This is a genomic window from Pseudomonas sp. MOIL14HWK12:I2 (genome assembly GCF_000510745.1).
Taxonomy (GTDB): domain Bacteria; phylum Pseudomonadota; class Gammaproteobacteria; order Pseudomonadales; family Pseudomonadaceae; genus Chryseomonas; species Chryseomonas oryzihabitans.
Genome location: NZ_AZOA01000010.1, coordinates 92,139 through 104,834, shown reverse-complemented (window position 1 = coordinate 104,834; position 12,696 = coordinate 92,139). Strand labels below are relative to the sequence as shown.

At 66.5% G+C, this 12,696-nt stretch carries 12 protein-coding genes; 7 read left to right on the top strand and 5 right to left on the bottom strand.

The window, feature by feature from the left end:
* Nucleotides 1-22: 22 nt before the first annotated feature.
* From PSK12I2_RS0109055 to PSK12I2_RS0109025, 7 genes are all read left to right on the top strand, one after another.
* Nucleotides 23-538, top strand: a complete 516-nt coding sequence (locus PSK12I2_RS0109055) for a hypothetical protein (protein ID WP_027598141.1) — start codon at nucleotides 23-25, stop codon at nucleotides 536-538.
* Complete coding sequence (locus PSK12I2_RS0109050; protein ID WP_037007624.1) at nucleotides 538-1,911, top strand: PelD GGDEF domain-containing protein; 1,374 nt, start codon at nucleotides 538-540, stop codon at nucleotides 1,909-1,911. The genes PSK12I2_RS0109055 and PSK12I2_RS0109050 overlap by 1 nt, the downstream gene beginning before the upstream one ends.
* A complete protein-coding gene (locus PSK12I2_RS0109045) occupies nucleotides 1,889-2,878 on the top strand; it encodes a hypothetical protein (protein ID WP_027598139.1) in 990 nt (329 codons plus the stop codon). The genes PSK12I2_RS0109050 and PSK12I2_RS0109045 overlap by 23 nt, the downstream gene beginning before the upstream one ends.
* The gene (pelF, locus tag PSK12I2_RS0109040; RefSeq protein WP_007161412.1) at nucleotides 2,875-4,398 is read left to right on the top strand and encodes a GT4 family glycosyltransferase PelF; all 1,524 of its coding nucleotides are present in this window, start codon (nucleotides 2,875-2,877) and stop codon (nucleotides 4,396-4,398) included. Before PSK12I2_RS0109045 ends, pelF begins: the two co-directional genes overlap by 4 nt.
* Before the next feature lies 1 nt (nucleotide 4,399).
* Nucleotides 4,400-5,770: an exopolysaccharide Pel transporter PelG gene (gene pelG / locus PSK12I2_RS0109035; RefSeq protein ID WP_027598138.1), complete on the top strand. Its 1,371-nt coding sequence runs from the start codon at nucleotides 4,400-4,402 to the stop codon at nucleotides 5,768-5,770.
* A gap of 80 nt (nucleotides 5,771-5,850) precedes the next feature.
* Nucleotides 5,851-6,462, top strand: a complete 612-nt coding sequence (locus tag PSK12I2_RS0109030; RefSeq protein ID WP_027598137.1) for a hypothetical protein — start codon at nucleotides 5,851-5,853, stop codon at nucleotides 6,460-6,462.
* A gap of 103 nt (nucleotides 6,463-6,565) precedes the next feature.
* Nucleotides 6,566-8,059, top strand: a complete 1,494-nt coding sequence (locus PSK12I2_RS0109025) for an aldehyde dehydrogenase (protein ID WP_027598136.1) — start codon at nucleotides 6,566-6,568, stop codon at nucleotides 8,057-8,059.
* A 43-nt stretch (nucleotides 8,060-8,102) separates the two neighbouring features.
* Here PSK12I2_RS0109025 and PSK12I2_RS0109020 read toward each other — a convergent pair whose 3' ends face one another.
* The 5 genes from PSK12I2_RS0109020 to PSK12I2_RS0109000 all read right to left on the bottom strand — a co-directional run bounded on the left by PSK12I2_RS0109020 (nucleotide 8,103) and on the right by PSK12I2_RS0109000 (nucleotide 12,611).
* Nucleotides 8,103-9,155, bottom strand: coding sequence for a hypothetical protein (locus PSK12I2_RS0109020; protein ID WP_027598135.1), 1,053 nt, complete (start codon nucleotides 9,153-9,155; stop codon nucleotides 8,103-8,105).
* Between the two features lie 263 nt (nucleotides 9,156-9,418).
* Nucleotides 9,419-10,024: a hypothetical protein gene (locus tag PSK12I2_RS23880; RefSeq protein WP_042135254.1), complete on the bottom strand. Its 606-nt coding sequence runs from the start codon at nucleotides 10,022-10,024 to the stop codon at nucleotides 9,419-9,421.
* Nucleotides 10,025-10,036: 12 nt separating this feature from the next.
* Complete coding sequence (locus PSK12I2_RS0109010; protein ID WP_139346894.1) at nucleotides 10,037-10,531, bottom strand: hypothetical protein; 495 nt, start codon at nucleotides 10,529-10,531, stop codon at nucleotides 10,037-10,039.
* Between the two features lie 588 nt (nucleotides 10,532-11,119).
* The gene (gene gmk / locus PSK12I2_RS0109005) at nucleotides 11,120-11,740 is read right to left on the bottom strand and encodes a guanylate kinase (RefSeq protein ID WP_007161416.1); all 621 of its coding nucleotides are present in this window, start codon (nucleotides 11,738-11,740) and stop codon (nucleotides 11,120-11,122) included.
* A gap of 10 nt (nucleotides 11,741-11,750) precedes the next feature.
* Nucleotides 11,751-12,611 (bottom strand): YicC/YloC family endoribonuclease, encoded by an 861-nt coding sequence (locus tag PSK12I2_RS0109000; RefSeq protein ID WP_027598133.1) that lies wholly within the window; start codon nucleotides 12,609-12,611, stop codon nucleotides 11,751-11,753.
* Between the last annotated feature and the right edge of the window lie 85 nt (nucleotides 12,612-12,696).

Sequence of the window (12,696 nt, the reverse complement as noted above, 5' to 3'; positions counted from 1 at the left end):
GCCGCTTCAAGGGAGAGACCTCATGAACATCACGCGTCTGCTCGTCGCCAGTGTCGCCACCGTGCTCCTGGCCGGCTGCTCGAGCTTTACCCGACCCAGTGGCGAAGCCCTGCCCAAGGATGCCCGCTGGGGCCTGGTGCCCCTGGCCAACTATGCCCAGGCGCCCATGGCCGGCGATCGCGCGGCGCAGATTCTGGTCAGCGTGCTCGGCGAGCGCGGCATCCGTCCGCAGGTCTATGACGACAGCCAGGGTGGCAATCCCACCGACGACGAGAAGGCCCGCCAGCGCGCGGCCCTGGACTGGGCGCGGCAACAGAATCTGCAATACGTGCTCACCGGCAGCGTCGACGAGTGGCAGTACAAGAACGGCCTGGACGGCGAACCGGCGGTGGGCGTGACCCTGCAGGTCATCGAGCCGGCCAGCGGCCGGGTGGTCTGGAGCAACAGCGGCGCCCGCTCCGGCTGGTCGCGCGAGAGCCTGGCCGCCACCGCGCAAAAGGTCCTGCGCGGCACCGCGCAAGAGCTGCAGCTGCGCTGATGGCCCTGCAATCCGTCCACAAGGACTACACCCTGGCGCCCCGCGCCAGTGGCCGCCTGTCCTGGCTGGAAACCCTGCTGGTCACGGCGGCCGCCCTGGGGCTGGGTTTCTGGCTGGTACCGGAAGATCCCCTGATGGTCGGCCTGGCCTTTCCCTGGGTGGTGTTCGCGCCCATCCTCATGGGCGTGCGCTATGGCTTCATGCGCGGCCTGGTGAGCGCCAGCCTCTTGGTTGTGGCCCTGCTCTATCTGCACCGCCAGGGCTATCCGGCCTACGAGGAGATCCCGCCGTCCTTTATCGTCGGCGTGTTGCTCTGCGCCATGCTGGTGGGCGAATTCCGCGATCTCTGGGATCGGCGCCTGGAACGGCTGGACCTGGCCAACGACTATCGCCAGCTGCGCCTGGATGAATTCACCCGCGCCCACCACCTGCTGCGCATCTCCCACGATCGCCTGGAGCAGCGCGTCGCCGGCAACGATCTCAGCCTGCGCAGCTCCCTGCTGGACCTGCGTCGCCAGCTGCGCGAGGTGCCGCGCGAGCAGGATGCCCTGCAGGCCCTGGCCGAACCCATCGTCGGTCTGCTGACCCAGTACGGTTCGCTGCGGGTAGCGGGGCTGTACCGGGTCGACGGCAACGGCCGGGTGGATCGTCGCGCCCTCGCCAGCCAGGGCGAGATGCCCGGCATAGATCCCGACGATCTATTGGTGCGCCTGACCCTGGAGCGTGGCGAGACCCTGAGTATCCGCCAGGCGCTGTTGGAACGCGGCGAGACCCAGCATTCGGCGCTGCAGGCCTGCGTGCCGCTGCTGGACACCGAGGAACGCCTGCTGGCGGTGCTGGCCATCGAGCAGATGCCGTTCTTTTCCTTCAACGAACGCACCCTCAACCTGCTGACCATCCTCACCGGCCACATCGCTGACCTGCTCGGCAGCGATCCCCAGGCGCTGGCCCTGGCCGACGATGACGCCCAGCAATTCTCCCAGCACCTCAAGCGCTCGCTGCGCGACGCCCAGCAGCACGCCCTGCCCGCCTGCCTGTTCTGCTTCGAGATGACCGAGGCCGACGGTGGCGAGCGGGCCCTGGCGCTGCTGGAAGGCAGTCGCCGCGGCCTCGACCTGCAACTGCGCCTGACCAATCAGGCCGGTCACCCCTGCCTGCTGGTCCTGCTGCCGCTGACCTCCTCCGACGGCCTGGAAGGCTATCGCCGCCGGCTGCGCCAGCTGCTGGCCGAGCGCCATGGCCAGGACAGCACCCTGGAAAGCCTGGGCGTGCGCAGCCATGAGCACGAGCTGCTGCCCAAGACCCGCGCCCAGGAGCTGCGCGTCTTCCTGTTCAACGAGTGTGGCCTGCATGAACAGCAAGTGGCTGTTTAGCGGCGCCTTCGCCTTCGAGGCCAGCAGCTGGGCGCTGCTGTTCGCCAACCTGCCGGTGGCGGCGGCGGCCCTGGCCTTCGCCGCCGCCCATGCCGCCGGCAGCGCCCTGCTGGCAGGGGGCGCCTGGCTGCTGCTGCCCCGGCGCTACCAGCGCCCACTGCCCTGGAGTCCGCTGTTTCTCTTTGCCCTGGCCTTCTTCATTCCGCTGCTGGGCGCGGCCGGGGTGATCGCCGCGGTGTTTCCAGCGCTCTATCTGCCGCGCAAACATCGCGAGATCGCCTGGGAGGCGCGCAGCGTGCCCAATCTGCCGTTCCGCCCGCTGGAACGGCGCGAGGAGATGCTGTTCAGCGACGGCGGCCTGCAGGACGTCCTGCGCCACGCGCCCAGCACCGACAAGCGCCTGACCGCGCTTTTCGCCACCCGCCGCATGCCGGGGCGCGACGCCATCCCCATCCTCAAGCTGGCCCTGCGCGATCCGGCCGACGACGTGCGGCTGCTCGCCTATTCGATGCTCGACCAGCAGGAAAGCCAGATCAACCAGCGCATCGAGACCCAGCTCGGCGAACTGGCCAGCACCCCCGCCGAGCGCCAGCCGGCGCTGCACGGCACCCTGGCCCGCGGCTACTGGGAACTGGCCTATCTGGGTCTGGCCCAGGGCAGCGTCCTGCGCCATGTGCTCGGCCAGGCCCGCGAACACATCGAATTGGCCCTGGCCGGGGAAGAAAACGAAGAATTGCGCATCCTCGCCGGCCGCATCGCCCTGGAGCAGGGCGAGCCCGAGCGCGCCCTGGAATTCTTCCAGGCCGCGGAAGCGGCGGGCGTGCCCCTGGCCCAGCTGGCGCCCTTTCGCGCCGAAATCGCCTTTCTGCGCCGCGATTACGCGGTCATCCCGGCGTTGCTCGACAGCCTGCCGGCGGATCTGAAGAAGCGGCCGCCGTTCGCCGCCCTGGTGAAGTACTGGTTATGAAAGACGCCCCCGCCGCCACCGTCACCCCCGATGTCTGCCTCTTGCTGGAGGGCACCTGGCCCTATGTGCGCGGCGGGGTGTCGAGCTGGGTCAACCAGTTGATCCTCGGCCTGCCGGAGCTGACCTTCTCGGTGTTCTTCATCGGCGGTCAGCGCGAGAACTACGAGAAGCGCCATTACGCCATCCCGCCCAACGTGGTGCACATCGAGGAACATTTCCTCGCCGGCTCCTGGGTGCCCAAGGCGGCGCCCATCAGTCCAAGACGCCAGGCGCCGGTGCAACTGCTGCGCGACCTGCACGCCTTCCTGCACCACCCCGACGAACCCAGCGCCGCCCAGGGCGATGCCCTGGTGGACGCCTTCGCCCAGGGCAGCGTGACCCTGGACGACTTCATGTACAGCCGCGCCAGCTGGGAGGCCATCACCGAGGGCTACGAGCGCTATTGCACCGATCCCTCCTTCGTCGACTACCTCTGGACCCTGCGCGCCATGCAGGCGCCCTTGCTGATGCTGGCCGAGGCCGCGCGCCGCCTGCCGCGTCCGCGGATGATCCACTCCATCTCCACCGGTTACGCCGGCATGCTCGGCGCCATCCTGCAGCGGCGCTGGGGCTGCAACTTCCTGCTCAGCGAGCACGGCATCTACACCAAGGAACGCAAGATCGACCTGGCCCAGGCCAAGTGGATCGCCGAAGGCCCCGACGAGGCCCTGCGCACCGGGCTGGACGTGGACGTCAGCTACATTCGCCGGCTGTGGATCCGCTTCTTCGAGCGCATCGGCCTGCTCACCTACAAGGCCGCCGATCCGATCATCTCGCTCTATGACGGCAACCGCCGCCGGCAAATCCAGGACGGCGCCGATCCCGCGCGCTGCCGGGTGATCCCCAACGGCATCAGCCTCACCCAGTGGCAGGACGCCCTGGAGCGCCGCCCGGAAGGGGTGCCGCCGGTGGTCGGGCTGCTCGGCCGGGTGGTGCCGATCAAGGACGTCAAGACCTTCATCCGCGCCATGCGCGGGGTGATCAGCGCCATGCCCGAGGCCGAGGCCTGGGTGGTCGGCCCGGAAGACGAAGACGAGGAATACGCCGCCGAATGCCACAGCCTGGTCACCAGCCTGGGCCTGGAGGGCAAGGTGAAATTCCTCGGCTTCCAGAAGATCGGCGACATCCTGCCCAAGCTCGGCCTCATGGTGCTGACCTCCATCAGCGAGGCCCAACCGCTGGTGATCCTCGAAGGCTGGGCCGCCGGGGTGCCGGTGGTGAGCAGCGACGTGGGCTCCTGCCGCGAGCTGATCGAGGGTTCCATCCCCGAGGACCGCGCCCTGGGCACCGGCGGCAGCGTGGTCGCCATCGCCGATCCCCAGGCCACCGCCCGCGCCATCCTCGCCCTGCTGCGCAATCCCGGCCGCTGGCAGGCCGCGCAGCGCACCGGCCTCGCCCGGGTCAATCGCTACTACACCGAGCCGCTGATGCTGGAACGCTATCGCGAGCTCTACCAGGACGCCATCGGGAGGGTCGTCTGACATGGCCGGCATCGGCTTCGAACTGCGCAAGATCCTCGCGCGCGACTCCTACACCGCTACCCTGCGCGCCTATGTCTATGCCGGCCTGATCAGCTCGGGGCCCTGGGTGCTGTCGATCATCAGCGTCATGCTGATCGGCGTGCTGGCCACCGGCATCGTCACCCCCAGCGTGCTGATCCGCCAGTTCCTGGTCACGGTGACCTACCTCATGGCCAGCTCGCTGATCCTCACCGGCGGCCTGCAGCTGTATTTCACCCGCTTCGTCTCGGACCGGCTGTTCGAGGAGAAACAGACCAGCATCCTGCCCAATCTGGTGGGCATCCTGCTCCTGGTCACGCTGGTCGCCGGCGGCCTGGGTTTCCTGCTGCTGGCCACCCTGTTCGACCAGCCCTTCGCCTACCGGCTGCTGGTGCTGGCCAACTTCGTCACCCTCTGCGATCTCTGGCTGGTGATCATCTTCCTGTCGGGGATGAAGGCCTACAACCGCATCCTGGTGGTGATGACACTGGGCTACGCCATCATGATCGCCGCCGCCTTCGTGCTGCGCTTCCTCGGCATGGACGGCCTGCTGATGGCGCTGCTGCTGGGCCACGCCGCCCTGCTGTTCATGTTTCTCTACGACATCATCCGCGAATACCCGGCCGACCGCCTGGTGGCCTTCGACTTCCTCGACCGCAAGCAGATCTTCATCAGCCTGCTGGTCACCGGGCTGTTCTACAACCTGGGCATCTGGGTCGACAAATTCGTCTTCTGGTTCAATCCGCTGACCTCCGATGCCGTCATCGGTCCGCTGCGCGCCTCCATCCTCTACGACCTGCCGATCTTTCTCGCCTACCTGGCCATCATCCCTGGCATGGCGGTGTTCCTGGTGCGCATCGAGACCGACTTCGCCGAGTGGTACGAGCGGGTGTTCAACGCCGTGCGCGGCGGCGAGACCCTGCAGCACATCAGCCAGCTCAAGGAGCAGATGATCCTGGCCATCCGCCAGGGGCTGCTGGAGATCTGCAAGGTCCAGGGCCTGACCCTGGTGCTGGTGTTCCTGCTGGCGCCCCAACTGCTGGCCTGGCTCGGCATGTCGCACTACTACCTACCGCTGTTCTATATCGACGTGGTAGGGGTGAGCATCCAGGTGGTGTTCATGGCGCTGCTCAACGTCTTCTTCTACCTGGACCGGCGCGACACCGTGCTGATGCTCTGCACCCTGTTTCTCGGCCTCAACCTGGCGCTGACCCTGCTGAGCATCGAGCTGGGTCCGAGCTTCTTCGGCTACGGCTTCACCGTCTCCCTGGCCTGTTGCGTGCTGCTAGGCCTGCACCGCCTGGACCGGGTGCTGGACGACCTGGAATACGATACCTTCATGCTCCGGCACTGAAGGCCGCCGGCACCGGACGAACGGTGTGACCCGCTCCCTCTGGAGGCGTCCAACACAGCTCATCCCTGCAGGACCCTGCCATGAATACCGCCGCCTTGCGCCTCGTGATCCAGACCACCCAGGGGCGCGCTCGGGACAGTGGCGAGGCCAGCCGTACCTTTGCCGACCAGGCGGCGCGTACCGCCAGCGCCGACGCCACCCGCGGGCCGGCCCTGGAGCGCTTCGCCAGCGCCTATGTCGACAAGGTGCCCGATGCCCTCGAAGCCCTGCTGCTGCAGGCGCGAGCGGTGGCCTTCGAGGCGCCCCTGACCGGGGTGCTGGAACGCGCCCTGGCCGGCTTCGCCCCGGCGGCGCTGGCCCAGGCACCCTCGGCCAGCCTGGCCCTGCTGGCCGCGGCCTATCGCCTTCATCGCCTGCTCGAAGGCCTGCAGGAGCGCCTGGCCGCCTGGTGGGGCGCCACCCGCGCGCCGGCGGCGCCCAGCCTGGGCAATCTCATCGCCCACCAGGTCCTGGGGCAGCTCACCGTCGCCGCCCTGGAAGACGCCGTGGAGGGCTGGCTGGATGATCTGGACGCCAGCGTCGAGGCGCCGCTCACCCAGCAGTGCTTCCAGCCGCGGCAACGGCGTGGCGCCCTGACCACGACCCGCCCGGCCCTGACCCTGAGTCGGCAACGCCAGCGCAGCGTTCGATAAAACGCACGTTTCGGCGCCTTTGGCGGCCGAGTGTCAAATATATTGATAACCCTTCCGGGCCGGTTTAGGGTGGCTGCTCACCGCCATTAGCGAGGAGTCACCCATGAGCTTGCCCAGCCGCGCCGAGTGGGAGCAGCGCTTCCAAGGTCTCACCCTGGAAGGTCGCGCCTTCATCGACGGCGCCTATGTCGACGCCACCGCCGGCGCCACCTTCGACTGCCTGAGTCCGGTGGACGGACGTTTCCTCGCCAAGGTCGCCAGCTGTGACGCCGCCGATGCCGACCTGGCCGTGGCCGCCGCCCGCGCCGCCTTCCAGAAGGGTACCTGGGCGCACCTGGCGCCGGCCCAGCGCAAGCGCGTGCTGATCCGCTTCGCCGACCTGCTGCTGGCCAACGCCGAAGAGCTGGCGCTGCTGGAAACCCTGGACATGGGCAAGCCCATCGCCGACTCCCTCACCATCGACGTGCCGGCCTCGGCCAACGCCATCCGCTGGAGCGCCGAGGCCATCGACAAGCTCTACGACGAGGTCGCGCCCACGCCCCATGACCAGCTCGGCCTGGTCACCCGCGAGCCGGTCGGCGTGGTCGCCGCCGTGGTGCCCTGGAATTTCCCGTTGATGATGGCCTGCTGGAAACTCGGCCCGGCGCTCGCCACCGGCAACTCGGTGGTACTCAAGCCCTCGGAGAAGTCGCCGCTGACCGCCATCCGCGTCGCCCAGCTGGCGCAGCAGGCGGGCATCCCGGCCGGGGTGTTCAACGTGTTGCCGGGTTACGGCCATACCGTCGGCAAGGCCCTGGGCCTGCATGCGGACGTCGACACCATCGTCTTCACCGGTTCCACCCGGGTCGCCAAGCAGCTGCTGGCCTATTCCGGCGAATCCAACATGAAGCGCGTCTGGCTGGAAGCCGGCGGCAAGAGCCCCAACATCGTCTTCGCCGATGCCCCCGACCTCAAGGACGCCGCTGCGGCCGCCGCCAGCGGTATCGCCTTCAACCAGGGCGAGGTCTGCACCGCCGGTTCGCGCCTGCTGGTGGAGCGCTCCATCAAGGAAGAATTCCTGCCGCTGGTGGTCGAGGCCCTAAAGGGCTGGAAGCCCGGCCATGCGCTGGACCCCGAGACCAACGTCGGCGCCCTGGTGGACACCACCCAGCTGGACACCGTGCTGCGCTACATCGAAGCCGGCCATGCCGAAGGCGCCACCCTGGTGGCCGGTGGCAAGCGCACCCTGGAAGAAACCGGCGGCGTCTATGTCGAGCCGACCATCTTCGACGGCGTGAGCAACGCCATGAAGATCGCCCGCGAAGAGATCTTTGGCCCGGTGCTCTCGGTGATCACCTTCGACACCGCCGAAGAAGCCGTGCAGATCGCCAACGACACCCAATACGGCCTGGCCGCTGCGGTCTGGACCCGCGACATCTCCAAGGCCCACAAGACCGCCCGCGCGCTGCGCGCCGGCAGCGTCTGGGTCAACCAGTACGACGGCGGCGACATGACCGCGCCCTTCGGCGGCTTCAAGCAGTCCGGCAACGGTCGCGACAAGTCCCTGCACGCCTTCGACAAGTACACCGAGCTCAAGGCGACCTGGATCAAGCTGTAAGCCATCGGCAGGCTGATCCCGGTCGGGGTCAGCCCGTCTCCCTTCAGCGCTGGTAGATCGTCGCCTGGTTACCGAAGCCGCTCTGCGTGATGCGCGCCGTGGAACCGACCTGGTCGATCATCGCCGAGTTGGAGTCGCCGGTCTGGCCGATGAAGGCACTGGCGCCGCTGAAGCTGTCCGGCACCGTGTCCTGGGTAATGGACGCCAGGTTGCCATTGCCTTGCTGCTGGATCTCCGCCTCCACCCGCACGCCGCTCTGAACGAAGGTCGCCTGGTTGGCATCGCCTGCGCTGATGCCGGCGATTCGGGCTTCCAAGCCGGTCTGGGTGGCGCTCAGTTCGTTGGCGTTGCCCTGCTGGGTGAAGGTGATGTCGCTGAAGCCAGCGCGTTGTGACAACTGGGCCTGGTTACCATCGCCGCCCTGGCTCAGCGCCAGGGCGCTGCTGTAGCGACTGGTTTCCTGCTCGGCCTGCACCTGATTGCCGTTGCCCTGCTGACGCAGCGTGGCCCGCCCACCGGCGAAAGACACGCTTTGCGTCAGCTGCGCCGCGTTGTTGTTGCCGGTCTGCACCACCTCTGCCAGGCCGCCGCCGCGTTGCTCCACGGTCACCCGATTGCCATCGCCGGTGCTGGTCGCCCGCAGGTCGTTGCCGCCGAAGCCCGCCTGGCGCACGCTGTACACATTGAGATCGCCCGCCTGGCTCAGGTAGGCCGATGCCGCATTGCCGCGCTGCTCCAGCTCCAGGCCGTTGCCCGCGCCACCGCCGGTTTGGGTGATCTCGGCGTAGTGGTTGCCGTTTTCCAGTTGGGTCACGACGATCTGCTGATTACTGCCTTCCTGGAAAATCTGCAGCCCATTGCCGCTGGACGTCTGCGCGATCCGCGCCTGGGCGCCGAAGGCCTGGCGCTGTTCGAGGGTCGTGCGATTGTCATCGCCGCTTTGCAGTTGCTCAACGCTATTGGCGCGACCACCGCTCTGGTTCAGGGTGGCCTGGTTGTCATTACCGGTCTGAGTCAGGGTGATGCTCTGCTCGACGGCGAATGCCGGCGCTGCAAGGCCAGCGAGCAGCGCCGCCAGCAAGGTAGGGGTCTTCATGACGGTCTTCCGCTCCAGTGGAATCTACCGAGGACAGGACGACTAGCCGCGACCCCGGCGAGATGGCGGAATCGACCGTACTGCAAGGAGGGCGTCGCGCACGGACGGCCCGTGCTGAGTGTGATCAGCCGGGCCCCCATCGCCATCCATCCAAAGAGCGGTTTTGACGAGCGTTGGCGGCGGACTGCCTGGGTACTCGACCAGCAGCCACCGCGACGGCCAAGGCCGGGGCGCCATGACCCGGCCTTGGCGCGGGCGCAGGCCTAGCGATAGACGTGGTAGGTGGCGTATCTGCTCACCTCCACGCTACCGCTCCAGCTGCTGATCACCCGCTTGGAATCCCAGTCGTACCAGTGCATCCCGGGTGGGTTGCCGATGCCGCGCGAACAACTGCCGGTGCGGACCCAGGCGCCGCGGAACTTGCCGCTTTTCCAGCGTCGCTCCACCACCTGAATGGGTTGCGCCTTGTAGCCCGGCTCTATCCTCACGCCCCAGGTGAAGGCGGTACTCATCGTGCGATCCTGCTTGTAGCTGCCATCGACGCCGAGGATGCTCAGGTATTTGCCGATGAAGGGCAGCTTCTCCGGATTGATCTTGACCCCTACCGACCAGCCGTAGCTGGAGGTCTTGGTCTCGCCCCAGGTGTAGGTGCAGTCGATGGTTCCTCTGGTCGAGCAGCGGAAGATCGGCCCGCGCCAGATCCAGTCCTCCCAGGTCTTGCCTGCCTGCTGGGTGGCGAAGGCCCGGGAACCGTCACCCAGGATGGCGGGCTCGGTGTGGTCGGTGAAGCACTCGCCGGCCTGCACCAGACCGGTCGACAGCAGGAAGCCGAGCGCGCCAACCAGGGTGGATTTCGCAAAGGTATTCATAACTTTGGTCCCTCAAAGTCCGAAGACGTTTTCGATGGTGTTGCTCGCCTGATCCTGCTTGTTGCTCTGGGCCTTGCTCGCGGACAGGGCATCGGCGCGCGTGGGCCGATCGACGGGGGTTATCAGCAGGCCAGTGTCCTTCTCCGGCTTCTTCACCATCAGGGCATCTGCCTCGACGGTCATGCCCAGCGCCAGGGCCGCGTTCTCACTGGCGAGGTGCTGACCGGGTTGATTGTCGAAGATCACGCGTTTGCCTTGATCAAGGGCGTCGTTGATCTCCTTCTTGACGTTGCCGTCGACCTGCACATTGGGCCCGACCACCAGATAGTCGTATTCACCACCCGTGACGATCTTGGTGTCTTCCGCCTTCAATCTATTGAGGACGAATCCGGTATTGCCCAGCACCTTGAGCCGCAAGTAAGGACCCGTACTCAAGGACTCTGCTGCCTGGGCGGTAGTACCCAACAGCGTTGCCAACATCAGCGTGGCCACAGGTTTTAATTTCATATCGAACGCTCCTGTTACGACAGTCATGTCAAAAATGAAAGTCCCACTGAAATACCGAAAGCTCCCGCGAAATGTTCAACTACGCGGCTCTGGCAGTTCTAGCGGACAGCAGGAAACCCTTTACCGAAGTCAGTTCCGATAATTGTTTCCCTGACAGTGCTCAGGTAATCAGACAACCGCTAACAGCAACGACCTTGATAGCTAAATGCCCGCCTTTAGCCCACGGGCAACTTCGCTAGTCGTCCGGAAAAAGCCTAGCCAAAGTTTCTTTAAACAAATAGTAACGAATGGCGAGCAGGCGAAAGCCGGTAGAAAGTCGCTGTTTTAATGCTTTTAAATAAGCATATAAAAAGCGGCCTTACATTAGAGCAGAGCCAATAACCGTCAGCCGATGATCAATATTTTTTGTGTAAAACCAGATAAATAGCGCGACTGCCAAAACATCGACAGGCGCCAGCCGCCCAAGCCAAGGCCCAGAAAAAATGTAACGAGATATTTCATGGCTTTGGAAGGGCGCCGGACGTCCTGCGGCGGCGACGCGGGGAGCGGACAGCCCGCGCGCTGAAGGCGCGGGCCGCGAGGCAGGTATCAGCCCAGCAGATCCACCAGCAGATCGTCGTGGCGGCGCTGCTGACGATCCAGGCGCAGCTGGCGGGTGCGGAAGATCGACTTGAGGTCTTCCAGGGCGCTGGCGAAGTCGTCGTTGATGATCAGGTAGTCGTATTCGACATAGTGACTCATCTCGCTGACCGCCTCGCGCATGCGTCTTTCGATGATCTCGGCGCTGTCCTGGCCGCGATTGTCCAGGCGCTGGCGCAGGGCGGCCTGGCTCGGCGGCAGGATGAAGATCGACTGGGCGTGAGGCAGCTTGCGACGGACCTGCTGGGCGCCCTGCCAGTCGATTTCCAGGATCAGGTCGTGGCCTTCGGCGAGGGTGCGCTCCAGGGCGGCCTGGGAGGTGCCGTAGTAGTTGCCGAACACCTCGGCGTGCTCGAGGAAGTCGCCGTGTTCGAGCAGGTTGGTAAAGGTCGCGCAATCGACGAAGTGGTAGTTCACCCCGTCGGCTTCACCCGGGCGCATGGCGCGGGTGGTGTGGGAGACCGACACGCGGATGTCGGGCAGGGCATCCAGCAGGGCCTTGACCAGGCTGGTCTTGCCGGCGCCGGAAGGCGCGGAAACGATGTAGAGGGTGCCGGGAAGGGCTGTCATGAAGGTCCGCCTATTCGATGTTCTGCACTTGCTCACGCATCTGTTCGATGAGCACCTTGAGATTGATGGCCGCCTGGGAGGCCCGGGCGTCGATGGCCTTGGAACCCAGGGTATTGGCCTCGCGATTGAGTTCCTGCATGAGGAAATCCAGCCGCCGGCCGGCCGCGCCGCTGCCCGCCAGGACCCGCCGCACCTCGGCCACATGGGTCTCCAGACGATCCAGTTCCTCGGCCACGTCGCTCTTCTGCGCCAGCAGCACCAGTTCCTGCTCCAGCCGCGCCGGTTCGAACTCGACCCCCGCCTCGGCGCAGCGCTCGAGGATACGGCGCCGTTGCAGGGCCAGCATCTCGGGCAGCAGCGCGCGCAGGGTCGCCACCTCCGCCAGCACCTGGTCCAGGCGTTCCTCGATCAGGCGCGCCAGTTCGCGGCCCTCGCGCTGCCGGCCGTCGAGCAATTCATCCAGCGCCGCCTCGAACAGCGCCAGGGTCTGGGCCTTGAGTTCGGCGCCATCCACCTCGGCGCCCGCCAGCACCCCGGGCCAGGCCAGCACGGCCAGGGGATCGAGCTTGGCCGGGCGCGCGATCAGCGCGGCGACGTCTTCGGCGGCGGCCACCAGTTGCGCGGCGCGGCGGGCATCGACGCGCAGGGCCACGCTCTCGTCGCGCTCCTCGCGCAGCACGCACTCCAGCTTGCCCCGCGACAGGCGCCGGCGCAGCGCCTCGCGCACGCCGGACTCCAGATCGCGAAAGGTCTCCGGCAGCCGCAGGTGGGGCTCCAGATAGCGGTGATTGACCGAGCGCAACTCCCAGCTCAGGGTGCCCTGGGGCCCCGGCCGCTCGACCCGGGCGAACGCCGTCATGCTGTGCACCATGGCAGGATCCTCGTCTGACGATGCGTAGATCTGGGGCGATCCCAAGCGACCACGCATGTAAAACGCACGATTCTAGCGCACCTGA